Source organism: Pseudoalteromonas sp. XMcav2-N (assembly GCF_024124545.1).
Taxonomy (GTDB): domain Bacteria; phylum Pseudomonadota; class Gammaproteobacteria; order Enterobacterales; family Alteromonadaceae; genus Pseudoalteromonas.
On the sequence record NZ_JAMXSF010000001.1, the window covers coordinates 75,216 to 101,156 of the forward strand.

Below are 25,941 nucleotides of genomic sequence, written 5' to 3' on the forward strand. Positions count from 1 at the left end.
GTCTATCCTTGAGTGTATTCAGAGGCTTAAATAAAGAATTAGTAACTCACCAAAAAGCATGATAAGAATGTTAATTTTCAATACTTTGGCGATGGATATTCACCGTTATCTGGTTTATAGTTGGCAATTGGAACAGAGCTTGCACAAGCCCTATTAAGCACAATTCAGTAGTCGCGTTGCCGCCAGGGCAGCGCTAGAGAGTATACAAAGGAACAGCATGCGCGGTTTAGCCTTTATTTGTATCTTAGCAATGGCCCTAATTGCAGCGCCCGTTCATACCCAGGACGGGACCGTTCTCAAAGGTCCGAAAGGGGTTGATTTGGGACTTCAGGGACGCTCAGTTGGCCCGATAAAGTCAACAGATACCTTATGGCGCATCGCGCACAAAGTGCGGCCTAATGACTCCGTTTCTATCTACCAGGTAATGCAGGCTCTATATGAGAAAAACCCACAGGCTTTTCTCGACAACAACCTGAACCATATGCGCGATGGCGCTTATCTGAAAATTCCAACTTTAGCTGAAATACGTCGCATTAATGCGCAGTTAGCGCGTCAAAAATCTGATCAAGACGATGAGCTATGGGAGCTGAAAAAAAGTGGAAAGCTTGACCAGGCTACCATAGATGCTGCCGATAAGCGGGTAACGCAAGCGCGTAAAGTTGATGTTGAAGAAGCCCGTGAAGCGTTAACCAACGAGCTAAAATCACTCAAAATGGAGCAAGACTCGCGTCTACTCGATTTACAAACTCAGTTTAAAACCTCCGTACGTAGTGTTGAAGAGATCCTTCAGGAAAACAACGAACTTGAGAAAAAACTAAATAATATTTCTGAAGAGCTCAAAAATGTTCAGGAGCAGCTGGGCAGAGATAGCGAAATTCAGCAGCAGCTTAAAGCTGTGATTGATATGCAAAGTGAAATGATTGCGCAGCAGCAGATGCAGGCACAAGCAGAAGCTGAATTTAGCATTGCTAAGCTGTTTTCCAACCCTCTGGTTGTTGCCTTACTGGCGACCATTCCTGCCTTACTGATCATTGGTGCGGTTGTGATGCGTATGCGCAAAGGCAAGGCAAAACAAGCGGAGGAAGACGATGAATTTTTACCACAGTCACCAGCACCTGCCGCCGCTGCAGCAACGGCTACGGCAACAGCGGCAGCAGTCGATCCGCTCGATCTGGATATGCCACATGACAGTGGCGAAGATGCTTTAAACGAAGGCGTGCAGCTCGATGACGATATTTTACCTGATGATGAAATCGTCTTTGATAGCCTGGAAGATGATGCATTTGAAGAGGGTAATGACACGCTTGAGCAGGATGAACTGGACAGCTTACTGAACGATGACATCGTGTTTGACGATGAGTCGGATGTCAATGCTGAGCAGTCAGATGCTGACGACCTTGATGAGTTTCTGCAACAAAACTTCGATGAAGCGGACGACAGTCTGGGTGATGAAATTACTCTGGATGTCGACGCTGATGCAGCGTCGGGCGATAACGACATATTGAGTGCCGATGACATTGATGATTTGTTCAACGAAGTCAGCGAAGGGGCTGATGACGATACTCTGGATGTCAGTGACGACGCTCTTGCTGCACTAAGCGAAGAATTAGCCGAAGAGAGTCTCGAAGAAGTTGATACCGCGGAATCTGACGTAGCTGCGGATGAAGACTTTGATCTGGACGACATTGATAGCTTGATAGATGAAGTCGGTGAGTCGCCCCCAAAGTCCCCAGCGGCTGATGGAACAGCGACAGACGACGGTATTCTGAGTGCTGATGATATTGATGACTTACTCGATGGCGCACTTGATGATGAGCCCGATATCGCAGAAGACGATTTTGACGTTGACGATATAGACAGCTTGCTTGATCAGGCCCAGGATACTGGTGACAACGATGCCCTCCCTGAAGAATCCGATATTGACTCTGATGATATCGACAGCCTGCTGGAAGAAGCGGTCGATGAGGCCCCGGACGAAGATCTACTGGCAGAAGAGCCGGAAGATATCGACAGCCTGCTTGAAGAAGCCTCTGATGCAGTACCTGATGAAGATTTACTGGCAGAAGAGCCGGATGATATCGACAACCTGCTGGAAGAAGCCTCTGAAGCAGTACCTGATGAAGATTTACTGGCAGAAGAGCCGGAAGATATCGACAGTCTGCTTGAAGAAGCCTCTGATGCAGTCCCTGATGAAGATTTACTGGCAGAAGAGCCGGAAGATATCGACGGCCTGCTTGAAGAAGCCTCTGATGCAGTACCTGATGAAGATTTACTGGCAGAAGAGCCGGGTGATATCGACAACCTGCTGGAAGAAGCCTCTGATGCAGTCCCTGATGAAGATCTACTGGCAGAAGAGCCGGATGATATCGACAGTCTGCTGGAAGAAGCCTCTGATGTAGCGCCTGATGAAGATTTACTGGCAGAAGAGCCGGATGATATCGACAGCCTGCTGGAAGAAGCGGCCGATGCGATCCCTGACGAGGATTTACTGGCAGAAGAACCGGATGATATCGACAGCCTGCTGGCAGGTGCCTCTGATGCAGTACCTGATGAAGATTTACTGGCAGAAGAGCCGGAAGATATCGACAGTTTGCTGGAAGAAGCCTCTGATTTAGCGCCTGACGAAGATTTATTGGCAGAAGAGCCGGAAGATATCGACAGCCTGCTTGAAGAGGCCTCTGATGCAGTACCTGATGAAGATCTACTGGCAGAAGAGCCGGACGAGCTGGATGGCTTGTTAGAAGAAGAGCCTGAGGCTGAGCTCACAGAAGACATGCTGGCGGAAGAGCCGGACGAGCTGGATGGCTTGTTAGAAGAAGAGCCTGAGGCTGAGCCCGCAGAGGACATGCTGACGGAAGAGCCGGACGATCTGGATGGCTTGTTAGAAGAAGAGCCTGAGGCGGAACCCGCAGAAGACATGCTGACGGAAGAGCCGGACGATCTGGATGGCTTGTTAGAAGAAGAGCCTGAGGCTGAGCCCGCAGAGGACATGCTGGCGGAAGAGCCGGACGATCTGGATGGCTTGTTAGAAGAAGAGCCTGAGGCGGAACCCGCAGAAGACATGCTGACGGAAGAGCCGGACGAGCTGGATGGGTTATTAGAAGAAGAGCCTGAGGCCGAACCAGCAGAGGACATGCTGGCGGAAGAGTCGGACGATCTGGATGGCTTGTTAGAAGAAGAGCCTGAGGCGGAACCTGCAGAAGACATGCTGACGGAAGAGCCGGACGATCTGGATGGGTTATTAGAAGAAGAGCCTGAGGCGGAACTCGCAGAAGACATGCTGTCGGAAGAGCCGGACGAACTGGGTGATTTGCTTGAAGAAGAGCCTGAGGCCGAGCTCACAGAAGACATGCTGGCGGAAGAGCCGGACGATCTGGATGGGTTGCTTGAAGAAGAGCCAGGTGCAGAAGAATTTATGTCCGGTTCGGACGCTGTCTCTAAGACAGAGTCTGGTCATCTTGATGGCATGCTGGAAGAAGAATCCGACTTGCAGTCTTTGCATGATAAAGCTGAACCATCAGTTGAACTGGAGCTCGATGTACAAGAGTCTGCGCAGGCAGGATCTGAACTGTCTGAAACCGAGGATGAGTTACTCGACGAATTTGCAGAGCAATTAACTCACCCGTCCGAAGAAGCCAAAATGCCCGAGCCCACTCAACTGCAAAATGTGGATGAGTTACTGGAGGCGCTGGAAGCTGAAGGAGATGAGTTTGACGCGGATGTGGAAGAGGATGTTGAGATAGACCTTGGTGACGATCCCTTAGCGGATGAAGACATAGATCTGTCCGAAGAGGAAGAGCTGACCGAAATAGACCTCGTTACCCCCAGTGAAGAACTGAGCAGTTATCCTGAGTTACAAATGGATGAATCTGAAGCAGAAGAGATTTCTCTCGATGATGAGCCAGAATCGGCAATCAGTGAAACAGAAAGGGCACTGGCAGAGAGCTTGGGACAAGATGATGCGTCCGGTCTGCTAGATGAACTGGATGATGATGGCGAAGACTTGCTGGATTTTGAGGGAGATTTTGACGATCTGGATGGTCCTGACTTTGAAATTGAACTGGATGAAGACGCGAGTCTTGACAGTGCAACAGCGGAGGAACCGGCAGCCGGGCAAGCTCCAGAAGAAGCAACATTAAGCGATGAAACGCTGGCCGACGAAGACTTCCCTGAGTTTGACGAAGAAGACGCGCTATCGGCGATGGACGCCGAGCCCGAAATCGAAGAACCTGCAGCTGAGCAAGCTGAAGAAGCAACATTAAGCGATGAAACGCTGGCCGACGAAGACTTCCCTGAGTTTGACGAAGAAGACGCACTAACGGCGATGGACGCCGAACCCGAAGCCGAAGAGCCTGCAGCTGAGCAAGCTCAAGAGGAAGCGACAGTAAGCGATGAAGCCCTGGCCGAGGAAGACTTCCCGGAGTTTGGCGAAGAAGACGCACTAACGGCGATGGACGCCGAGCCCGAAGTCGAAGAGCCTGCAGCTGAGCAAGCTCAAGAGGAAGCGACAGTAAGCGATGAAGCCCTGGCCGAGGAAGACTTCCCTGAGTTTGACGAAGAAGACGCGCTAACGGCGATGGACGCCGAGCCCGAAGCCGAAGAGCCAGCAGCTGAGCAAGCTCAAGAAGAAGCTGCATTAAGCGATGAAGCCCTGACCGACGAAACCTTGCCAGAGTTTGGTGAAGAAGACGCACTAACTGCGATGGACGCCGAGCCCGAAGTCGAAGAGCCTGCAGCTGAGCAGGCTGAAGAAGCATTAAGCGATGAAGCCCTGGCCGAGGAAGACCTCCCGGAGTTTGGCGAAGAAGACGCACTAACGGCGATGGACGCCGAGCCCGAAGTCGAAGAGCCTGCAGCTGAGCAAGCTCAAGAGGAAGCGACAGTAAGCGATGAAGCCCTGGCCGAGGAAGACTTCCCTGAGTTTGACGAAGAAGACGCGCTAACTGCGATGGACGCCGAGCCCGAAGCCGAAGAGCCAGCAGCTGAGCAAGCTCAAGAAGAAGCTGCATTAAGCGATGAAGCCCTGACCGACGAAACCTTGCCAGAGTTTGGTGAAGAAGACGCACTAACTGCGATGGACGCCGAGCCCGAAGTCGAAGAGCCAGCAGCTGAGCAGGCTGAAGAATCATTAAGCGATGAAGCCCTGGCCGAGGAAGACCTCCCGGAGTTTGGCGAAGAAGACGCACTAACGGCGATGGACGCCGAGCCCGAAGTTGAAGAGCCTGCAGCTGAGCAAGCTCAAGAGGAAGCGACAGTAAGCGATGAAGCCCTGGCCGAGGAAGACTTCCCTGAGTTTGACGAAGAAGACGCGTTGAGTACGATGGACGCAGAGCCTGAGGTCGAAGAGCCCGCAGCGGAACAAGCCCCAGAGGAAGCGACAGTAAGCGATGAAGCGCAGGCCGACGAAGACTTCCCGGAATTTGACGAAGCAGATGCGCTTGCCGCAATGGACTCAGAGCCGGATGGTGAAATAGAGCTGGAAGATCTGGAAGATGATTTATCTGATCTCATGTTGTCTGATGAAGACCTTGTCGGGCTTGATGACAACAGTCCTCAGGCAGAGGAAGACTTGTCTGAACCTGAACTTGCATTAGAACCGGACGCATTTTTGGATGAGTTAACGGACCTGGCTGAAGACGATGATGACGCTCAGGAACCAGAGATCAACATAGATGAAGCTGCCATTGAAGATGAATTTCTGGCAGAGCTGAACGAGACTGATTTCAGTGCCTTACTTGATGATTCTGCTGAGCCGGATACCTCGGAAGTCGACTTATCTGAAGACACTGAACTGGACTTTGACGCGCTGTTGAGCGAGGAACTGGCACAGGATCTTGAAATTGAAGATATTGACGAGCCAGCAGGCGAAAGTTTGTCTGGGGACGAAGCAAGTGCCGAAACTGACGCATCAGCGGGTGAAGGGGATTTCCTGGAGATAGACGACCTCCTCTCTCAAAGTGAAGATGAGTTGACCCAGGAAGAACCTTACCAGTCGCCGGATATGGACGTAGGGCTAGGTGATTTTGAGGAGTTACTTGCCGGTGAAAATGCCACGGATGTTGATCTGGAAGAAGACGGATACGCCGCCAAACTGGACCTGGTTCGTGCATATATTGAAATTGGAGACTTTGACTCGGCAGAAAATGCCGTTGAAGAAATCCTGAGTAATGGTCCTGAATCGGTACAGACAGAAGCACAGGCACTCAAACAGCAAATCAAATAGACCATAGACGCCAATGAGACAATGGTGTTGGTATTATTGGCGGTGATCGCATAAAATGCGCGGCTAAGTTCGAAATGAGAGTTTGAGTCGTTTATGCGTGTAGCTTTGGGTATTGAATACAATGGTGGTAATTACAGTGGCTGGCAACGTCAGTGTAATGTAAATAGTGTTCAGGAGGAGCTGGAAACAGCCCTGTCTAGCATCTGTAACCACAAGGTCGATGTGGTCTGTGCCGGGCGCACTGATGCGGGCGTGCATGCCACAGGTCAGGTGATTCATTTCGATACTCATTCAGATCGGGACATGAAAGCATTTACACTCGGCGTCAACTCTCAGCTGCCTGACGACATTGCTGTGCGCTACGCCACGCCTGTTCATGACGAATTCAGTGCACGTTTTAGTGCAACAGCCAGACGCTATCGTTATGTGATTTATAACAGCGTCAATCGCCCGGGTATTTTACGCAGTGGGGTAACCCATTACTACCACCCGCTGGATGCAGACCTTATGCAGGCAGCATGTCCGGTGATGATTGGCGAGCATGACTTCTCTTCTTTTCGTGCTGTACATTGCCAGTCCAATTCTCCATGTCGCAATATCCATCACTTGCAGGTTGACCGGTTCGGTGATTACATTGTCATTGATGTTAAAGCTAATGCATTTTTACACCATATGGTACGCAATATCACAGGGTGTCTAATGGACATTGGGGTGGGGAAATATCCGCCAGAGTGGATGGCTGAGCTGCTGAGTATTAAAGACCGTACGCAAGCCAGCGCTACGGCGAAGCCGAATGGTTTATACCTGGTAGATGTTGATTACCCTGAGCGTTGGCAGATTCCCACAACGCCGGCTGGTCCTCTGTTTCTACCTGAGGTAACTATTCGCTAATCATACAAAGGGATAACTAAAGCAAACCTGAGTGCGAGCGTCTTAAATTTAAGAGACAACTAAGACCAGTTTTTTATATCACTGATGTCTTAATCATGTTTTAATTGAGAAAATCTATCTGCTTTTTGCAGATCGCGACACAGAATGAGCACTAAGAGAGTTGCAAATGAGTTGGTTAGAAAAAATCTTACCTAAAACGGCTAAATCAACGGGTAAAAAAGAGATCCCTGAAGGCGTTTGGGCAAAATGTACGGACTGTGATTCAATCCTGTACAAAGCGGAATTGGAAAAGTCACTGCACGTCTGCCCTAAGTGTGATCATCACATGCGGATCAGCGCACGTAAGCGTCTGGAAAACTTTTTAGACGAGGGTGGCCGTGTTGAGTTAGGTACTCAGCACGAACCAAAGGATGTACTCAAGTTCAAAGATTCCAAAAAGTACTCTGACCGCATCACTGCTGCACAAAAAGTCAGTGGCGAGAAAGATGCGCTGGTGGCCATGAAAGGCTCACTAAAAGGGATCCCGGTTGCCGCGGTGGCGTTTGAATTCTCTTTTATGGGTGGTTCAATGGCCTCTGTGGTGGGTGCACGCTTCGTCGATGCCGTGAATGAGTGTCTTGAGCACAATATGCCGCTGGTCTGTTTCTCAGCGTCAGGTGGTGCGCGTATGCAAGAGGCTTTGATGTCATTGATGCAGATGGCTAAAACCAGTGCGGCTCTGGCTAAAATGAGCGAGCGTGGTTTGCCGTTTATCTCTGTGATGACTGACCCGACAATGGGTGGTGTATCAGCATCACTTGCTATGCTGGGTGACATTAATGTGGCTGAGCCTAAAGCCCTGATTGGCTTTGCAGGACCACGTGTTATCGAGCAAACGGTACGTGAAACTTTACCAGAAGGTTTCCAGCGTAGTGAATTCCTGCTGGAACACGGTGCCATTGATATGATCATTGACCGTCGTGAAATGCGTGACTCGTTGGCACGTATCCTGGCTAAGTTCATGAACTTGCCTTCTACCGAACAAGAGCATAGAGTAGCGTAAAATTTTCTAAATTGAGCGCACTATGTCAAAGACTACACCAAGCCAATCATCTTCTTTGAGTGATTGGCTTTGTTATTTAGAGCAGTTACACCCTGCCAACATCTCGATGGGCCTGGAGCGCGTTGCTAAGGCTGCGAACAATATCGACTTGCTTGATAGCCCCGGTAAAATCATTCTGATTGGTGGCACTAATGGTAAAGGCACCACAGCGCGTTGTTTGGAAGCCATGTTGCTGGCACAGGGTTACAGCGTCGGTACTTATGCTTCTCCGCATCTTATCCACTATAACGAACGTGTTCGCATCAATGGTAAAACCTTGCCCGATCAGTCTCATGTCGACGCTTTTTATGCCTTAGATCAGGGGCGCGGCGACGTTGAATTGACGTTTTTTGAGTATGGCACTTTGGGTGCCTTGTGGTTATTCAAACAGCATGCGGTAGATTATGTGTTACTAGAAGTGGGTCTGGGTGGCCGCTTTGATGCAACCAATATTGTGACGCCTTATGCAAGCGTGATCACCACTATCGACCTAGATCATAAAGAGTTTCTGGGTGATACCCGTGAGTTGGTAGGCTATGATAAAGCGGGAATTTTCCGCACAGACACACCTGCTATCGTAGGCGACCTGGATATTCCACATACCGTGACCGAGTATGGTGAGGAAATTAAGGCAGAATTGATCCTGTCAAAACGCGACTTCCACTTTACTCTTTTGCCTGACGGATTGCGCTGGCAATATGGTGAGCACGACCTGACATTGGCACAGCCTGCCATCCCTGCGCAGAACGTGGCAACGGCGTTAACGCTCCTTGCCAGGCTGAACTTATTACCTGATGTAGAGCAGATAAAGCAAATTCTGGCCGGGTTACAAGTGGAAGGCCGGTTTATGCAGCTCAGTCAACAGCCTTTAATTTACACCGATGTGGCACATAACCCTGAATCAGCGCGTTACCTTAGAACGCAATTATTGCGTTTGAAAAATCAGGGCTTTAAAATTCATGCCTTAGTCGCTATGCTTGCTGATAAGGATAAAGCGAGCGTGATTGATGCCCTGTCAGATGTGGTTGAGAAGTGGAGCTGTGCGTCTTTGGAAGGCCCCCGTGGCGAACGAGCAGAGCAGCTGCTGACAATGTTGCCTGCACCGCACAGTGAGCACAGTCAGGTATTCCCGAGTGTCGACTCGGCCCTGCAAAGTCTGCTTCCTCAGCAACACCAGGACACAGCACTGATTATATTCGGCTCGTTTGTGACCGTGGCCGCGGCCATGCAGTACTGGCAAAAGTAGAGAGCAATAGTTGTGAACTCAGGATTTATTAACCGACTGGTCGGCACCAGCATCGTAGTGATAGCGGCGGTGGTGTTTATACCTAATATTTTGGATGGCGAAAAAGTCCACTATAAGGAAGGGTTTAAGCCTATCCCTGACCGTCCTGAGTTCTCGACCATTGAGCTAAAAACGCGCATAGATGAACGCGCATCACTGGCAACAGAGCCAATGGAAGAGGTGGTAGAAGACATCAGTGCCGATGACGACCAACTCAGTTCTGCGCTAATATCTAACGAGCTGCAGGACGACACACAAGGCGAGCAACAAGCGGAGTCGCCTGTGGTCGAGGTTGCGGACAATAAGGGGGAAGGTAAGCCTGAATCAACTCAGCCACCCACTGAGCTGCCCGCTAAGCCCAGCGCTGCGCCTGAGGTGAAAAGTGAGCCGTTGGCACGTCCCGAGTCTTCCAACTTTACGCAGATGGCCTATGTCATTCAGCTTGGTAGTTTCTCACATAAATCAAATGTTGAAGCACTGACTAAAAAACTCACTAAGAATGGCTTTAAGACATTTACCCGCCCGGTGAAAACACCCAATGGTACCCTGACCAAAGTATTTGTCGGACCAGATTTAAATAAAGCTAAACTGGAAGCTAAGCTCCCAGAATTAAAGAAATTAACTAAGTTAAACGGCCGCCTTACTCAATTTACCGTGGTAAAATGATCTGGTAATTGATGGGCGTGTCTTATAGAATGCGCCCCAAATTAACGACTTATTGGTTTATATGATCTGGGTTGATTACGCCATCTTTGCAATTGTCGGTATCTCGACACTGTTTGGCCTGATGAGAGGTTTTGTGAAAGAAACCATGTCACTCGTGGTTTGGATCGGCGCCTTTTTCATATCTAGTTTATTCTACCAATACCTTGCAACCTTCCTGACCTTCATTTCAGAACCCCTTTTAAGAAATGCCGCCGCAATCGCCATACTTTTTATTGCGACACTTGTGTTAGGTGGGTTTGTCAATTATATCTTAGGTGAACTCGTACAGCGTACGGGCTTGTCTGGTACCGATCGCCTGGTTGGCATAGTGTTCGGTGCGATGCGGGGCGTGCTGGTCGTTAGCGCCGCGTTGTTTTTCCTGGATGCCTTCACCAAAGCCCCCGATACATCGTGGTGGCAGGCATCCCAAGTAATCCCTGAATTTGGCTTTGTAATAGAGTGGTTTTTTTCCTATCTAGAACATAACTCAAGCTTTTTGAATTCAGCAAACCGTTAATCGGCGAGGAAATTTTTAATGTGTGGTATCGTTGGGATAGTCGGAACATCTCCTGTAAATCAGGCGATTTATGACGGCTTAACTGTTTTGCAACACCGTGGCCAAGATGCAGCCGGCATCATTACCATTGACAACAATACGTTCAGCTTACGCAAGGCCAATGGCCTGGTCAAAGACGTGTTTCACACCCGTCACATGAAGCGTCTGCAGGGTAACATTGGCATCGGCCATGTGCGTTATCCGACAGCCGGTTCTTCCAGCTCAGCGGAAGCACAGCCTTTTTATGTGAATTCACCGTTTGGTATCGCCATGGCGCACAACGGTAATTTAACCAATGCGGAAGAGCTGAAAGAGCGTTTGTTCACTAAGGCACGCCGTCACGTCAACACGACGTCTGACTCAGAAGTGCTGCTGAATATCCTGGCGTATGAGCTGGGACGTAGCGACAAAATGAAGCTGGAACCTGCTGATATGTTTAACGCTATCAGCGAAGTGAACCAGCAAGTGTCGGGTGGGTACGCCACCATTGCTATGATCATCGGCCATGGTATTCTGGCGTTTCGTGACCCGCACGGTATTCGTCCTTTGGTATTCGGTAAGCGTGAAACTGAACGTGGCGTTGAATACATGTTTGCGTCTGAGAGCGTGGCATTGTCTATCGACGGGTTTGAATTCGTTCGAGATGTGGCACCAGGCGAAGCCATCTATGTGACAGAAGACGGTCAGTTCCATTCGCAGATCTGTGCCAACAAAACCATGCACGCGCCGTGTATTTTTGAGTTTGTTTACTTTGCTCGTCCGGATTCGAACATCGACAATATGTCGGTCTATGCTACCCGTGTCAATATGGGTACTAAGCTGGGTGAGAAGATCAAACGCGAATGGGCCGACAAAGACATTGACGTAGTTATCCCAATCCCGGAGACATCTTGCGATATCGCGCTCGAAATCGCATCGGTGCTTGAACTACCTTATCGTCAGGGTTTTGTTAAAAACCGCTATATCGGCCGTACTTTCATCATGCCTGGTCAGGAACAGCGTAAAAAGTCGGTACGTCGTAAGCTAAATGCCATCGACCGAGAGTTTGCCGGCAAAAATGTACTACTGGTGGACGATTCAATCGTTCGCGGTACGACATCGGCGCAAATTGTTGAAATGGCGCGTGATGCGGGTGCAAAGAATGTCTACTTCGCTTCAGCCGCACCGGAAGTGCGCTTCCCGAATGTGTACGGTATCGATATGCCATCGGCTGCAGAGCTGATTGCCCACGGCCGTGATGTAGAAGACATCAATGCCAGCATCGGCTCAGATGGCCTGATCTATCAGTCAATCTCTGATCTGAAAGACGCGGTGGCACTGGAAAACCCAGAGATCACACGCTTTGAAACCTCCGTTTTTGATGGTCAGTACATTACTGGTGATGTAAACCAGGATTACCTGAATCGTATCGATGCACTGCGTAATGACTCGGCAAAATCGACACGTGAAAAAGCCATGTCGGCAAGCCTTGAGCTGCACAATCAGGAAACGGGTGAAGGCGAGTAAATTAGCCTAACATGTTTAAAAAAAGGGCCGCGATTGCGGCCCTTTTTGTTAGATTTCTATAGGATAAAAGCAAAGGAAGCGAGCTGACCTACGCACCATTAAGGGGCATAAGCGCGCTCCCTAGGTAAATGTAGGACTGATTATCCCATTCGTCCACAATATCGCTGTTGCAGCCAAAATAATTACCAATAATACCAAACCACAAGTGACCACTGAGCTGGCATAGATAAAGCCACGCTCCTCAGGTATGTGCATCAGAATAGGAACGCCGGTGTAAAGCAGGTAGACCGAGTAGGCAAGGGCAGCCAGCCCTACTGAGACCACAAACCACAATTCCGGATAGAAAGCAGCAAAGGCAGACATAAAGACCGGTGTGGCGGTATAGGCAGAGAGCTCCAGCGTTTGTGTATAAGTGGGTTTAGCACCGAATGTCACCGCCATCCAGTGAGCCAGATAAGACAAGGCAAACACGCCGATGATCAGCGCAAAGTACATGGCAATGCCTATCAGCATGGCACTGTTATGGGTGAGAAACACATCGTCGCCAGTGCCGATTTTCCAGCCCAGATACACAGAGGAATAGTAGCCCATTAAACTGGGGATCAGGGCAATCAAGGCAATGTGAGATAAACTGTACGTAGCGCTTTCGTGGCGATTGTCTATGGTTTGCCACTCTTCGATTGGGTGGGCATATATGCCCCACAGATGATTTAAAATCATAACGAGCCCCTCAAAAAAGATTGTTGTCTGACGCGTTCAGATTACCCGGCGATCACGGGTGCAGTCCTTGTCTTATACCAGTTTGCTTAATAAATTGTCCCATTTTGAGGCAATGAAATAGGGTCGATAACAAGGCAAAAATTTTGTGATTTAGTCGTTCTAAATGAAAAATTTTTAACGCTGTTAGCGTCATATTTGCTCCCTCAAATTGGACAAATATTAAGCGTAACTGGTATCTCATAACAGCTCAGTAACATCACAGTGCGATGAGGCTAAGCTGCGTAATCACCATAAAAATGGGGCCACTGGCGACGCCTGTAAGTATGAAATTTATACAACATCATTTAAGTTATGAAAGATTGGTTAATTTTTGTCAAGAAACAATTCTGAAATCCCGGCGTCTTTGATCTGGCACAAACTTGTGGTAAACGACGGGCGTTCATAGTGCCACTTGGCACGCTTGTGGTAGAATAGGGGTAATTTTTTGCGAATGATTATCTGAGACATGTTAGAGAAGTATGCCGATCTGTTGGCACCTATTTATCAGTTTCTGGGTTGTGAAACTCCCGACAGCTGGATCGACGAAGCGAAAAAGCCGGAGCATCTGCAAGCCTTGTTGGTCGACCATATGCACTGTGAGCTCAAAGCGGCCCAGAGCGCGGCATTTTTAATCCGTAAATATGCGGTAGACAATGCCTCAGCCAAAACTCTTCTTGGCTGGATCAAGCCCTATGAAGACTTTGTCTATCGTAAAATTGGCGATGGTCAGTTTAGTGCCAGCAAGAATGAACTCATCGGTAGCCTAACCGCTAAGCCCGAATACGCCTATAACCAGGATATACTGGATAAAATGGTGCGATTGATCAAAGAAGAGTTACACCACTTCGAGCAGGTGCTGGATATCATTAACGAGAAAGGGTTACGGGTTCAGAGCCTCAATGCCTCTCGTTATGCCTCTGGCATGATCAAGCATGTGCGTACGTTTGAGCCAGCTGCGTTGATTGATAAGTTGATCATAGGTGCCTTTATCGAGGCCCGCTCCTGTGAGCGTTTTGCGAAACTGGCCCCTTACCTGGAGCCGGACATTGGGCGCTTTTATGTCTCGCTGTTGCGCTCGGAAGCACGTCATTATCAGGACTATCTGGAGCTGGCACAGCAGGTGGCCGATGCGACTGATCCGCAGCGATTTGATATCGCAGCACGTGTCGCCGAGTTCAAAGCCATTGAAAACTCGCTGATCTTAACGCCAGACAGCGACTTTAAATTTCATAGTGGTGCGCCGCTTCAGGCTGCATGAACTGACAGGTTTAGTCTGAAAAAGGATGCTGAGTGAGGGTCTGGCCTTGCTCAGTGGCCACCAGATAAGAGCTCTGACTATACCAGTCGCCCAACACGGTACGTGTTTTGTCGTTGTAGTGGTGGACATTTGGCCTATGTGTATGGCCATGGATCATATTGTTAACCTGATGGCGGTCGAACATTGCCAGCACGGCTTCTTCGGTTACATCCAAAATTTCTGGCGCTTTGCCCATTTGGCTTTGTTTGCTCTTTTCTCTGGCATTGCGCGCCACCCGGCGGCGATACCACAGCGGCATAGACAACATCAGCCTTGGCCACCACCAGCCACGGCTTTTCTTACGAAACTTCTGATAGACCTCGTCCTGGGTACACATTTCATCGCCGTGTAAAATCACGGTGGGAGTGCCATACAGATCGATCACCGCTTGCTCTGGCAACAAAGTCATACCGCAGAGGTCGGCGTAGCGCTGACCAACCAGGAAATCTCGATTGCCATGAATAAAGAACAGTTTAATACCACGCTCGGAGATCGCACGCAGTTTAGTGGCTATCTCAAGTGCCAGCGGATTACCTTCGTCGTCCCCAATCCAGACCTCGAAAAAGTCGCCTAAGATATACAAGGCATCCACTTCATCTTGCATATGCTGTTCAAGAAAACGATAAAAAGCGGCGGTGATATCAGGGCGATGTTCGGTTAAATGCAGATCAGAAATAAAGTAGCTTTTGCGCATGGAGACAACTTCAGATTAGAGCGAGGGAAAGGAACAGAGGCATGCACAGCTCATACAAGCGTTGAATGTACACACCTCACAATCAATAAAGCGGTCGCTTATTCGGCAACAAACGCTTTTTCGATCACAACGTCTTCCAGCGGAACGTCCTGATGGAAGCCTGCAGATCCCGTTGCAACACCTTTGATCTTGTTAACGATGTCCATGCCTTCTGCCACTTCACCGAATACACAGTAACCCCAGCCTTGTGCGGTTTCACTGCTGAAGTTCAAAAAGTCGTTATCGTTTACATTGATAAAGAATTGTGCCGTGGCAGAATGAGGATCTGGCGTGCGTGCCATTGCCAGCGTGCCTGTTTTATTGGCAACGCCATTGTTGGCTTCGTTTTTAACCGGCGCACCCACTTCTTTTTGGTCCATGCCCGGCTCAAAGCCGCCGCCCTGAACCATAAAGCCGTCGATAACACGGTGGAAGATAGTGCCGTTATAAAAACCAGATTCAACGTACTTTAAAAAGTTCTCAACCGTTGCCGGCGCTTTGTCAGCAAACAGGTTAATTTTGATGTCGCCAAAGTTTGTTTGTAAAACAACCATAACAGGTCCTTGATTTACATATTTCATATTAGGAGCCTATTTTATAGCACAAATTCATAACTACAAAGTCCCTCAGGGGGTGAGCGGCTAAATTGTCAACTAACTGTTACTTTTTCATTCTATTTGGACGGGATTTTCTATAGAGCCAAAGCGGTGCAAGTGATATGATTGCTGAGAATTTGGATAAATTTTAGGAATAAAGCTACATGTTGCAGATCTACAACACACTAACACGTCAAAAGACTGAGTTTAAACCGCTTGTGGAAGGCAAAGTAGACATGTACGTGTGTGGTATCACTATTTATGACTTCTGCCATGTAGGCCACGCCCGTACATATGTCTCTTTCGACGTGATGAACCGTTACCTGCGCCACTTAGGCTATCAGGTTACTTATGTACGTAATATTACGGACGTGGACGACAAAATTATCAAGCGTGCTGCTGAGAACAACGAAGAGATCGATGCGCTGACAGTACGTATGACCAAGGCCATGCACGAGGACTTCGAGGCACTGAACATTCTGCCTGCGGACATTGAGCCGACTGTAACCGGTCATATGGACGAAATCATCGTGATGATTGAACGTCTGATCGAAAAAGGCCATGCCTATGTGGCAAAAAATGGCGATGTATTATTTGATGTGTCGACCTTTGAAGCATATGGTCAGCTGTCTCAGCAGGACCTGGATATGCTTCAGGCGGGCGCGCGCGTTGAAGTGGCTGAAGGCAAAGATGATCCGCTCGACTTTGTGCTGTGGAAAAAAGCCAAAGCTGGCGAGCCCAGCTGGACATCACCTTGGGGTGAAGGCCGTCCGGGCTGGCACATTGAATGTAGCGCGATGAGCTCTAAGCATTTGGGCGAGTTCTTTGATATTCACGGTGGCGGATCGGATTTGCAGTTCCCGCACCATGAAAATGAAATTGCCCAGTCATGCTGTGCCAACAATGGTCGCTACGTCAACACCTGGATCCACACCGGTATGGTGCAGGTCAATAAAGAGAAGATGTCTAAATCACTGGGCAACTTCTTTACTGTGCGTGAAGTGCTTAAAGCGTATGACCGTGAAACCGTGCGTTATTTCCTGATCAACGGTCACTACCGTAGTCAGCTAAACTACTCACAGGAGAACCTGGAGCAGGCACGTTCGTCATTAGAGCGTATTTACACGGCTCTGCGTGGTGTTGAACTGGTTGAGACAGAACTGGCGGGCAACCCGTTTGTGGCACGTTTTGAAGCGGCTATGAACGATGACTTCAATACCCCGGAAGCGCTGCCAGTAATTTTTGAACTGGCCAAAGAAGTAAACCTACTGAAAGACTCAGATGCCAAAGCCGCGGGTGAACATGCCTTTATTCTGGTGAAACTGGCCGAAGTACTGGGTATTGCCCAGCAAGATCCGGAGGCTTTCTTGCACGGTGACCAGGACGAAGACGAAGTAGCAAAAATCGAGGCCCTGATCGAACAGCGTAAAACCGCCCGTGCCAACAAAGACTGGGCCGCAGCCGATGCCGCCCGCGACGCCCTGACCGCCATGGGCGTGGTACTGGAAGACAGCGCCGGTAAAACCACCTGGCGTAAAGCCTAACCTCTATTCGCGCTTTATAGCGTATCTAACAAAGGCATATGTGTTTTGCATATGCCTTTTTATGTTGCCAGAAAACCCTGTGTTAACCTCTTGGCCGTTTGTATGAGCCGGGCTTTTTAGGATTTTCGGCTAGCCTTTTTAAATATAAATCAGGAAGAAATGTGAAAAAAGTAGTACTCCTCAGCGCATTGTTGTTTATCAACTCTGCAATGGCCAGTACAACGTGGATCCCCATTAGTAATGGTCGTATCTCTGTTGTAATCCCTTATATTCCCAAAGATAAATTTCCAGCACCAAAGAATATCAGGATCACAGATTCGAATGGCGGAAAAACCATTGCCTGGGATGATATGAAGCATGCCAGTCAATATAAAATCCAGGTACTCAATGAGGCAGGCGATTGGGTAGATGTCGCCATCACCGATAATACATTCTTCGAATTGCACAGTGGCTATACAGGAAAAAATGCTGAGTATTTTCAGGTACGTGTCGTGGCCTGTAATTATAGTACATGTGTTAACACCGGCACTTATTCCCTCGGTTATTCTTTTAGAAAGAAAGTGGTATTTATTCACACTGACTTACTAGGTAGCCCGGTTGCCGAGTCTTATATGGAGGAGCAATAAGCATGGAACAAACACTTAAGAAGCATTTTTCTTCGTTGCTTTTATCTGTCAGTCTCTCGATCTCTTCTGTTTATGCTGATGAGTATATCCTGGAGAAGGACACTAAGTCGCGCGCACTCAGTGTCAATGCTGCCAGCTCCGAAGGCGATGCCTATGATCCTGTATCAGGCACCATTAGTTTTGCGGTTACAGATATCTCAATACCCGGAAACTCATCGCTTCCGGTTGAGCTTAAGCGTGTACACAGTCCTTTTTCCTATATGAATGCGTTTGACGATGTTAGCAATACGGGGTTGGGTACCTGGTTATTGGATGTGCCTTATATCCGTGCTACGTATGTTGATTCAAGTGACCTTACTCACAGCTTTCGTATTGAAGGCAATGGGCGCGGCTGGGAAAACGGATATGAGTGTAGCGATAGTTCAAGGTGGTACACTTCTGCCTATGGCAGCGCTAGCCACAGAGAGTTAGGAGGTTACTGGAGTGGTGTGAAGCTGCATATTCCGGGGCAAGTAACGGAAGATATCCGTGAAGGCAGTGGTGAATTTAGCGGTATGAAGCTCACTAAGAGCCTGTATAAAGTGACTGACTGTTATCAGCGAAAGGATGGTCAGGGGCAAGGTTTCGAAGTGACTTCTCCTGATGGAACTAAATATTACTTTGACCATAAAGTGGTTCGACCAAACGGTCTGCCCTTTCCGATTGGTAATATGGGTCGCAGAGCGATGATGTTGGCCACTAAGGTGGAAGATAAGTTTGGTAACATTGTTCAGTATCGATACTCAGGAGGTAATCTTGTAAGAGTATTCAGTAATGATGGCCGAAATATTGATCTCTTTTACTCAAATAAAATGCTCACTAAAGCTAGGGCAAATGGCAAGATATGGCAATATATCTATTCAGGTGATAATAAGTTGGAAAAGGTTGTTTTGCCAAATAAAACTGAGTGGCAATATCCTTCTGAGTTTTATACCGCACAATTCCGTGCGACAACTAAATTTAAAAGTCGCATTGGTGAAAGCCCAGGTAAATGCGAAATTAGCGATCTGGATGATAAAAAAACAAAGTACTTTACCGTTACCACTCCAACTGGATTAAATGTCAGGTACGGAATAAAGACAATATATCATGGACGTGAAGATGTAAGGGTTTCTATTGAGCAAAAGTATTCACCTGGAAGGTTGGAGTCCTATTTTAGTCCTGCCAATTGTTCTGCTAAGAGAAACCTAGTTTATAAAAGAGTATCAGGTGATAAAATTAACGCAATGACATGGAGGTACAGTTACTCTGAGAATGCGGGTTTATATCGTGATTATGGAAGCGATATGATTAAAGAAGTAAATCGTCGCATAACCAGGCCACTGGAAGTTGCTTTTCCTTACGGGAAACCTGCGTCAGTTTCGAAAAGTCGGGATGTTAAAACCACGACTATCTCAGGGCAAAATGAAAAAGTCATATATTACATAGATCGCAATTCAAACTCTTATTCAGAAAACAAGATTAAAGCCATATATTCTATTGATGAGTCTAGCAATAAGCTGAAGAAGAAAGAGCTTAGTTACTTTGCTAAAGGTCGGAAAATACTAAATACCTGTGACAGGATGTCTGGCTTTAGAAATGGTGATTCACCCCCTTGCGCGCTAATTAATAACTTAAATGTTGAAGATTTTAGAGTGAATCTATCTAAAGTTGTAGAAGTACTATCCAGTGATGAATCACAGGGAGATACGACGTATACAACTGAATATAAATCATATGATAAGTTTGGTTCTTACACAAAAAAAGTTGAGAGTAATAGTTATGGTGGAGATAAGGAGTATCGTGCATACAGTTACCAGAACGACCTTGATTTATGGGATTTGGGAAAATTAAGAACTGAAAAAGTCTCAAATTCAGACTATGGATATAAGACTGTACGAGAAATTAAATACTATGGCAGTGGAGCCAAACAGCCCTATGAAGAGCTGGCTTATGGGCGATGGATAAAACGTTATACGGAATATCATGAAAGAGGGAATGTTAAGCGCGTTGAATATAACAGCAATGGCCACGGTGTTCAGTATGTAGAGTATGACGGTTACAAACGCGGTATACCAAGGAGGACTAACAAGAAAAATCGCTATGATTCAGGCGAAATGCTAAAAGTACAAAATGTTGACAATGACGGTAATATTTATAGGGTTGAGGATTATAACGGTGTAAAATCTTATTATTCTTTTGATAAGGCAGGTAGGATTTCGGCAATACACTTTGAGAATGATCCGATTCTGGGGAGCTGGTATGGTTATCAGGTGTCCTGGGATGATAGCGCGAATAAGCGTACAGTTGTTCGGTGCCAATTGAATATCGATCGTAAAACATGTGACGGACCTGCAAAGTCTCGTGAAGTACACTATTTTGATGCTCTGAATCGCTTGAAGCAAGTGACCTTTACGGATCTTTCAGAGCACGCAGTCTCTGGACATTCAGTGGTACATCAGCTGTTTAGCTATAACCATAGAAATCAAATTGTGTTTCAATCATATAAGTCGGCATCTTCGACAGAAACAAAAGGTGTTCGTTATACATATGATACGCTCGGACGTTTGAAGTCTGTGTCAAAAAGCAATTTAGGTACTACTAATTTTAGCTATTTGGCGAATAATAAGGTGAAAAAAACTGACGCCAACGGCAATGTCACGGTTATAAGTTATGATGCCAAAGGGACACCAAATCACGACAAGCCAACAGAAATAGATTCACCGGAAGGGGTTGTTACTGAGTTTACTTATAATATATTCGATAAACTCACCCACATCACGCAAAAAGGAGCTGGAAAGTCACTGACAGAGACTCGCTTATATGATGCACACCAGGGCTTGTGCCTGATTAAACGTAAAGACGTAGGCAATACTTTAGTCAGTACAGATGCACAGGGAGCACTCGATTGGCACCTCCAGGGAGCCTCGAACACTTCTTGTGTGTCATCTCGGCCCGGTAACGCAACCATATTTACCTATGACAATTTAGGTGATTTGCATAAAGTTAACTACCCGGAAGGTACGCCAGATTTAGAAATTACCCGTGACAAGCTCGGAAATGTACTCACCCAGACTGCGGGTAATGTAGAACACAGGTACAGCTATAACAGCCGTGGTTTGCTGGAAGATGAACAGCTCTACATAGAAGACCATGCGCCATTAATGTTGGATTATGGCTATGACAAGTTTGGCCATATCAGCCGAGTGGTGTATCCAGATGGCACAAACGTGTCTTACAAGCCAAATGCTTTTGGGCAACCAACGCAGGTAAGGTCTTATAATCAGGATGGTTCCTTGGAGCAGACATTCGCCAGGTCTGTTAAGTACCACCCTAACGGGATCCTTAGCAGCTTTTACTACGGCAATGGTGTAAAGCACGATACTATACTTGATGCATATTCCCTTTTGCCTGAGTGGGTGAGAGATGAAGGCAATATGGGTAAAGTGGTATCACTACAGTATGGCTTTGATAACAATGAAAATGTCACCTCAATCAGGAATCTTATAAATTCTAGCTACAGCTTGAACGACCTGGTTTATGATGGATTAGACAGACTGGTAGAGGTGAGCGGCGGCGCTTCAATTGGCAGCAGTACCATGCGTTATGATGCGCTAGGCAATATTAGGTACTATAAGAATCGTAAGAGAACGCTTAACTATACCTACAATGGCACAACTAACCGCTTAACGAGTGTGTCAGGTTATAGCGGCAAGTATGGTGCTTTTCAGTATGACAGCAGAGGAAATATTACCCACAATGGTCAATTCTCTCTGGCACATAATCGTGCCAACCAGATGACCTCAGCAAATGGCAATCATTTTGTTTACGATGGCCATAACCGACGCGTTAAACAGGTAGAGCAGAAGGGTACCAGTTACAGCATGTATAGTCAGGCTGGCCAGCTGATGTATCGTGAAAATCACCATGTAAGTGGCGAAGGTGTAAATTATATCTATTTAGGCAAGAAACTGATTGCCAAGTATGGCAGCGTAACACCGAAGGGAGTGCTCGCTGATGAGCAAAACTATTTGCCGTACGGTGAGACGCTAGAGAGCAATAACGATGACGTAGGCTATACCGGGCACAAGTTCGATAAAGAGCTTGGTCTGAGTTATATGCAAGCTCGATACTATGATCCAGCGATAGGTCGTTTTTATTCTAATGATCCTGTTGATGTGATGGGGCATATCGGGCGAGGCAATCCTGTTCATGGGTTTAACCGTTATACCTATGCCAATAATAACCCATATAAGTATGTCGATCCGGATGGTGAGTTTGCTGTCCAGATCGCTGCCACAGTTATTGGCGCTGTGATCGGTGGAGCAACGGAATACTTTACAAATGATCAATGGACAATTGGCTCGCTGGGGCGTGCATCGGCAGTAGGAGGCCTTGTAGGGCTGGGGTCTTCACTGGGCACCGGGGTTGCTTCTTCCGCATTCTTAGGGGGCTCAGCCAATGCGATTGGCGAGATGGCAAACCAGACTATGACAGGGACTTATGAGCCGGTTAAGGTATTGACCGCCGGTGCTTCGGGACTGGCAGGGGGGGCGCTGGCCAAGTATACAGGGGAAGCCGTTAAAAAAGCGGTTACGAAAAACCTGCCTAATAACTCGGTCACCAATGCGTCACACAATATTACACCGTCGACCTCACAGCGGGTACTGTCAGATTCGCAGTCTTTGACCAATGCAACAACTAAGTCCGCTGTGGCAGACTTACAAGTTGGGGCGGGTTATAGCTCGGGGGCTGCAGCAGGTGTCACCGCTGCGGATAAAATATGTAGAGATCATTCAGAGTGCCAATAATGAACTCATTAAAAATTTCAGATGCCAGAACTGAAGGGGGAAAAAGGCTTCGGGCCTTATTTCATATAATTAATGGCAGTGCCATAACCTATGTGTCTATTATTTTGATCCATAAAATTGCGATAGCATTTGGGGTTGATCCAAATACACCCGGAAGTGAACACCCGGGAGAGTTGGTTTTGGGTGTGCTGGGATGTGCCTTTGTCTTATTCATCTCGCTTTACGCGTTATCCTTTAGAATTCTGCTTTGGATTTTTAAGCGCTTAAGGATATAGGCTGCTAGCTTGCCAGGTCGCCCATTACGGTGACTTGCTTGGTATTTAAAATTGAGCCCCACGCTGTGGGGCTTATTTATATCAAGGTGTGTATATGGGTGGTTGTTTGAGCGCATTATTTTCAGGGCATAGGCATCATCTGCATATAAGCGATATGTTACTTGAACAGTGCTCGGAGCCAACAGCGACGAGTATTTCATTGTAATCGTACCTTTAACCTAAGCTTGGTGAATTTTGTATGTATTGTCGATTTAATGACAAGACGGACGTCCCATTTGCGGCTGTTTTAGTATGAAAAAGGGATTGCTCGTTCAAAGCCAAAAAACCAGGAACGAGCCGTATCGATTAGCACTATCTTGGGGTATAAGTTGATAAAGCTTTTAAAGTCATGGCGATGGAAGAGATAGTCGCTGCCTGCCATGATTAGTGTATCGTCCGGCTGTGTGACTTCTTTAGTAAAAAATTTGAAAAAATGTCAGATTGATGACAAACCAATCAATAAGGTGTTGTTTTGGGTGGTTTGTTTTGGCTGGTGTGGCTGATTTAGGTAGTTAAAGCGCAAAAAACGAGGCTTTGCTCGCTGGTACAGACTGCCAGTTGATACTGGCAGTCTGCGTATATTACTGAATAATCAGGGTGCCGACAGGCGAAGCATCTGATTGATTGCCAGCCAGGTCGACGGCGATAACCTGATAGCTGACTTCACCTTTGGGCGGCCAGGGGTCCTCAAAGCGTGCCTCATTACTCAGGGTATAGGGCTGGCCGTTGCGGATAATCTTGTAAAAGCGAATGCCTTGATTATCCGCGCTTGGTTGCCATTGTAATGTTGCGCCATAAGCGCCATCCGACTGCACACTGAACTGAGTGGGTGTCGTAGGTGGCTCGCTGTCACCGGCTTTGGTATTCAGGCTTGCCTCTGCCACCAGTGTGCCCGTGTCGCTGTGTATAGCACGAACTTGGTAGTGGTAGGCCTGATTAAGCGGGAGCCAGTGATCTTCGTAGCTGTTGGCGGTGGTATGCCAGATCAGTTGCGTATCGCGATAGACCTGAAACTTCACCGGTATCTCGGGAACATCAATGAATTGCCAGCTCAGACCAACGCCATTGCTGCCAAACAAGGCTGACGAGCTCAGGCTCAACATCTCGGCTTGAGGAGAGCCCTCACCTGCGGGGACGCTCTGTGTATTACCACTTTGTATGCTTTGCTCGCACCCAGTCCACCAGCAGGGCGTCTGCTCGATAAAGTTCAGCACGGCATCGTATTTATGTGCCTGCTCACGGGTCTGAGTCTGATATTCCTTAAGCGGAAATGCACCCCAGCTGTCCCAGCGCCCTATGCTTTCAAACACCACATACAAACCTGCACCGGAGTTTCGCCAGTCATTCAGGTGACTGGTAAAGGCTGTAGCCATGCGCGGATCGCGATTGGCACTTAGGAATAATGCCTCGCTGATGGTATCGCGGCCATCGCGAATATCCCCGGCATAGGTGAGGTGCTGGCCGCCCTCATAGGCTGCCAGCATCAGGCCATCCTGCTGGGCCAGTGCCAGGTTGCCCTGAATATTGTCTCTGGCCTGTGCCAGCGCGCCATGCTCAGGTGCCTGCCACCAGGGTGGCTCATCGGGGTTATAGGTCAGGCCATACAGTACCCCCGAGTCCATTTCCTCAAACAGCTTGTTGAGACCTTCAGCCCCTTCAGTGGCCCAGCTCTGTAAAATGGGCAGGTACTTTTGATCGGCAAAGTATCCGCCAAAGTAACTGCCCACCGCCAGCACATCCATGTTATCAGCACAGCGTTGACCGACACCTGCTGCATGGATAGGGCAGTTCAGTGCCTGCTCGCTGATCCAGGGCACACCGGTCTGGCCGCCCATCACGCATTGTATCCGGCCCGCTTCCTCGGCAAACTCTGCTTTGATGATGTCGCACATCTGCGTGCTGCGCAGCCCGTAATAGTTCATGCGATATTCAATATCGTGGTAACTGGTGTCGGGCCAAAGGGCTTTACCTTGCTCTTCGAGATACAGGCCATCGAAAATATACGGCCAGGCGTTGTTCCACAACTCGTTTCCAAACTCCACATAAATTGCAGAATCGCCGTCGCTTTGCGTTTTCAGCAACCGGGCAAACTGGCGCATATAGTCGTCATCTACCCGAACCGGGAGCGTGTACCAGGGCTCGGCACCCAGCTTGTTACTCATGGCAATGGCCACTTCATAGGGGCTGCCACCATTGAGGGCCCAGCTGGCGTAATCGTACTGATTTCTCTGCGCCCAGTGCTGAACCGGGTTATCTATGGTGCTCAGCAGCTGCATAAAACGCAAAGTACGGAACTGGCGCATGTCATCCAAAAAGAGTGGATGGAATATCCGTTCCTGATAGCTGTGCTCGAACGAGACAAACTGCTCGGGGCTGGCGCAGTCCGCCGCGCTGGCGGCGTAATCAGTAGCCGCGTCACTACAACTGCCGCCTGGGGCTATGATACGGATATTGCGCAGATAGTTGCCGGTATTGTTTGGGTCGGTGGCGTGGATCTGCAAATGGAAGAAACTGTTTGCAGTCATGCGTACCACGTCGCGTCCGGGCGCGGAGCTGATAAGTTCCGGGCCGGAGTAATAGAGCTCACCTTCACCCTCGTACAAGATCACAAACTCGCCGACCGGATGGTGCGGGTTATCGTGATAGATAATGGTGGTGACATAGTGAAATGGCGAGTCGGGTGAATCCGCAGGTAAAGACCGCGGCCAGCCTTGCTCGTCCAAGTCCAGAAGTGCCTGATCGCCGGTGTTAAATTCCCAGGTGTGAGCATTACTGGTTGCCCACAGCTGGCCACTGCCGTTAGAGGCATGCTTCATCACATCCAGCGTGGTCCACTGGCTTGACCAGTAATTAATACCAGTGAGATTAATCCCCACGCCTGAGTTGGCGTTATCGCTGCTTGCTGCCAGCAGAGGAAATGATAAACCGAGCGCCATCGCCCCGGCAGTGAGAGTTGCGTAAATAGGTGTTTTCATAAGCTTGACCATTCCAATTGA

At 48.2% G+C, this 25,941-nt stretch carries 15 protein-coding genes; 11 read left to right on the forward strand and 4 right to left on the reverse strand.

Annotation, left to right across the window (positions count from 1 at the left end; all coding sequences use genetic code 11):
- The first annotated feature begins 217 nt into the window (after positions 1-217).
- From NH568_RS00140 to purF, 7 genes are all read left to right on the forward strand, one after another.
- A complete protein-coding gene (locus tag NH568_RS00140) occupies positions 218-6,223 on the forward strand; it encodes a FimV/HubP family polar landmark protein (RefSeq protein WP_253043571.1) in 6,006 nt (2,001 codons plus the stop codon).
- A 93-nt stretch (positions 6,224-6,316) separates the two neighbouring features.
- Entirely contained in the window at positions 6,317-7,114 is a 798-nt protein-coding gene (gene truA / locus NH568_RS00145) for a tRNA pseudouridine(38-40) synthase TruA (protein ID WP_138546843.1), read from the forward strand.
- Between the two features lie 166 nt (positions 7,115-7,280).
- The gene (accD, locus tag NH568_RS00150) at positions 7,281-8,156 is read left to right on the forward strand and encodes an acetyl-CoA carboxylase, carboxyltransferase subunit beta (protein WP_054016523.1); all 876 of its coding nucleotides are present in this window, start codon (positions 7,281-7,283) and stop codon (positions 8,154-8,156) included.
- 22 nt (positions 8,157-8,178) lie between these two features.
- Entirely contained in the window at positions 8,179-9,441 is a 1,263-nt protein-coding gene (gene folC / locus NH568_RS00155; protein ID WP_253043575.1) for a bifunctional tetrahydrofolate synthase/dihydrofolate synthase, read from the forward strand.
- 12 nt (positions 9,442-9,453) lie between these two features.
- Positions 9,454-10,146: an SPOR domain-containing protein gene (locus NH568_RS00160; protein WP_253043580.1), complete on the forward strand. Its 693-nt coding sequence runs from the start codon at positions 9,454-9,456 to the stop codon at positions 10,144-10,146.
- Positions 10,147-10,207: 61 nt separating this feature from the next.
- On the forward strand, positions 10,208-10,702 hold the full coding sequence (locus tag NH568_RS00165) for a CvpA family protein (RefSeq protein ID WP_253043584.1): 495 nt from the start codon (positions 10,208-10,210) through the stop codon (positions 10,700-10,702).
- An 18-nt stretch (positions 10,703-10,720) separates the two neighbouring features.
- Entirely contained in the window at positions 10,721-12,247 is a 1,527-nt protein-coding gene (gene purF, locus NH568_RS00170) for an amidophosphoribosyltransferase (RefSeq protein WP_253043589.1), read from the forward strand.
- A gap of 120 nt (positions 12,248-12,367) precedes the next feature.
- Here purF and NH568_RS00175 read toward each other — a convergent pair whose 3' ends face one another.
- Positions 12,368-12,967 (reverse strand): Yip1 family protein, encoded by a 600-nt coding sequence (locus NH568_RS00175; RefSeq protein ID WP_253043593.1) that lies wholly within the window; start codon positions 12,965-12,967, stop codon positions 12,368-12,370.
- Positions 12,968-13,472: 505 nt separating this feature from the next.
- On the opposite strand from NH568_RS00175, the gene miaE reads away from it, so the two are divergent.
- Positions 13,473-14,264 carry a tRNA isopentenyl-2-thiomethyl-A-37 hydroxylase MiaE gene (gene miaE / locus NH568_RS00180; protein ID WP_253043597.1) on the forward strand — a complete coding sequence of 264 codons (792 nt, stop codon included), beginning with the start codon at positions 13,473-13,475 and terminating at the stop codon, positions 14,262-14,264.
- Positions 14,265-14,274: 10 nt separating this feature from the next.
- On the opposite strand, the gene NH568_RS00185 is transcribed toward miaE, so the two are convergent.
- The gene (locus NH568_RS00185) at positions 14,275-14,997 is read right to left on the reverse strand and encodes a UDP-2,3-diacylglucosamine diphosphatase (RefSeq protein ID WP_253043601.1); all 723 of its coding nucleotides are present in this window, start codon (positions 14,995-14,997) and stop codon (positions 14,275-14,277) included.
- 98 nt (positions 14,998-15,095) lie between these two features.
- Positions 15,096-15,590 (reverse strand): peptidylprolyl isomerase, encoded by a 495-nt coding sequence (locus NH568_RS00190; protein WP_054016531.1) that lies wholly within the window; start codon positions 15,588-15,590, stop codon positions 15,096-15,098.
- A 206-nt stretch (positions 15,591-15,796) separates the two neighbouring features.
- On the opposite strand from NH568_RS00190, the gene cysS reads away from it, so the two are divergent.
- From cysS to NH568_RS00205, 3 genes are all read left to right on the forward strand, one after another.
- The gene (cysS, locus tag NH568_RS00195) at positions 15,797-17,176 is read left to right on the forward strand and encodes a cysteine--tRNA ligase (protein ID WP_253043603.1); all 1,380 of its coding nucleotides are present in this window, start codon (positions 15,797-15,799) and stop codon (positions 17,174-17,176) included.
- A 161-nt stretch (positions 17,177-17,337) separates the two neighbouring features.
- Complete coding sequence (locus NH568_RS00200) at positions 17,338-17,802, forward strand: hypothetical protein (protein WP_253043605.1); 465 nt, start codon at positions 17,338-17,340, stop codon at positions 17,800-17,802.
- 2 nt (positions 17,803-17,804) lie between these two features.
- Positions 17,805-22,631 carry an RHS repeat-associated core domain-containing protein gene (locus tag NH568_RS00205; protein ID WP_253043607.1) on the forward strand — a complete coding sequence of 1,609 codons (4,827 nt, stop codon included), beginning with the start codon at positions 17,805-17,807 and terminating at the stop codon, positions 22,629-22,631.
- Positions 22,632-23,526: 895 nt separating this feature from the next.
- On the opposite strand, the gene NH568_RS00210 is transcribed toward NH568_RS00205, so the two are convergent.
- Positions 23,527-25,920: a hypothetical protein gene (locus NH568_RS00210; protein ID WP_253043609.1), complete on the reverse strand. Its 2,394-nt coding sequence runs from the start codon at positions 25,918-25,920 to the stop codon at positions 23,527-23,529.
- Positions 25,921-25,941: the final 21 nt, after the last annotated feature.

Bases quoted from the DNA above. Each gene is read 5' to 3' on its own strand.
- cysS (WP_253043603.1), top strand. From the start codon at position 15,797: ATGTTGCAGATCTACAACACACTAACACGTCAAAAGACTGAGTTTAAA.
- NH568_RS00175 (WP_253043593.1), bottom strand. From the start codon at position 12,967: ATGATTTTAAATCATCTGTGGGGCATATATGCCCACCCAATCGAAGAG.
- NH568_RS00140 (WP_253043571.1), top strand. From the start codon at position 218: ATGCGCGGTTTAGCCTTTATTTGTATCTTAGCAATGGCCCTAATTGCA.
- NH568_RS00210 (WP_253043609.1), bottom strand. From the start codon at position 25,920: ATGAAAACACCTATTTACGCAACTCTCACTGCCGGGGCGATGGCGCTC.
- purF (WP_253043589.1), top strand. From the start codon at position 10,721: ATGTGTGGTATCGTTGGGATAGTCGGAACATCTCCTGTAAATCAGGCG.
- NH568_RS00205 (WP_253043607.1), top strand. From the start codon at position 17,805: ATGGAACAAACACTTAAGAAGCATTTTTCTTCGTTGCTTTTATCTGTC.
- accD (WP_054016523.1), top strand. From the start codon at position 7,281: ATGAGTTGGTTAGAAAAAATCTTACCTAAAACGGCTAAATCAACGGGT.
- folC (WP_253043575.1), top strand. From the start codon at position 8,179: ATGTCAAAGACTACACCAAGCCAATCATCTTCTTTGAGTGATTGGCTT.
- NH568_RS00190 (WP_054016531.1), bottom strand. From the start codon at position 15,590: ATGGTTGTTTTACAAACAAACTTTGGCGACATCAAAATTAACCTGTTT.
- NH568_RS00185 (WP_253043601.1), bottom strand. From the start codon at position 14,997: ATGCGCAAAAGCTACTTTATTTCTGATCTGCATTTAACCGAACATCGC.
- miaE (WP_253043597.1), top strand. From the start codon at position 13,473: ATGTTAGAGAAGTATGCCGATCTGTTGGCACCTATTTATCAGTTTCTG.
- NH568_RS00165 (WP_253043584.1), top strand. From the start codon at position 10,208: ATGATCTGGGTTGATTACGCCATCTTTGCAATTGTCGGTATCTCGACA.
- truA (WP_138546843.1), top strand. From the start codon at position 6,317: ATGCGTGTAGCTTTGGGTATTGAATACAATGGTGGTAATTACAGTGGC.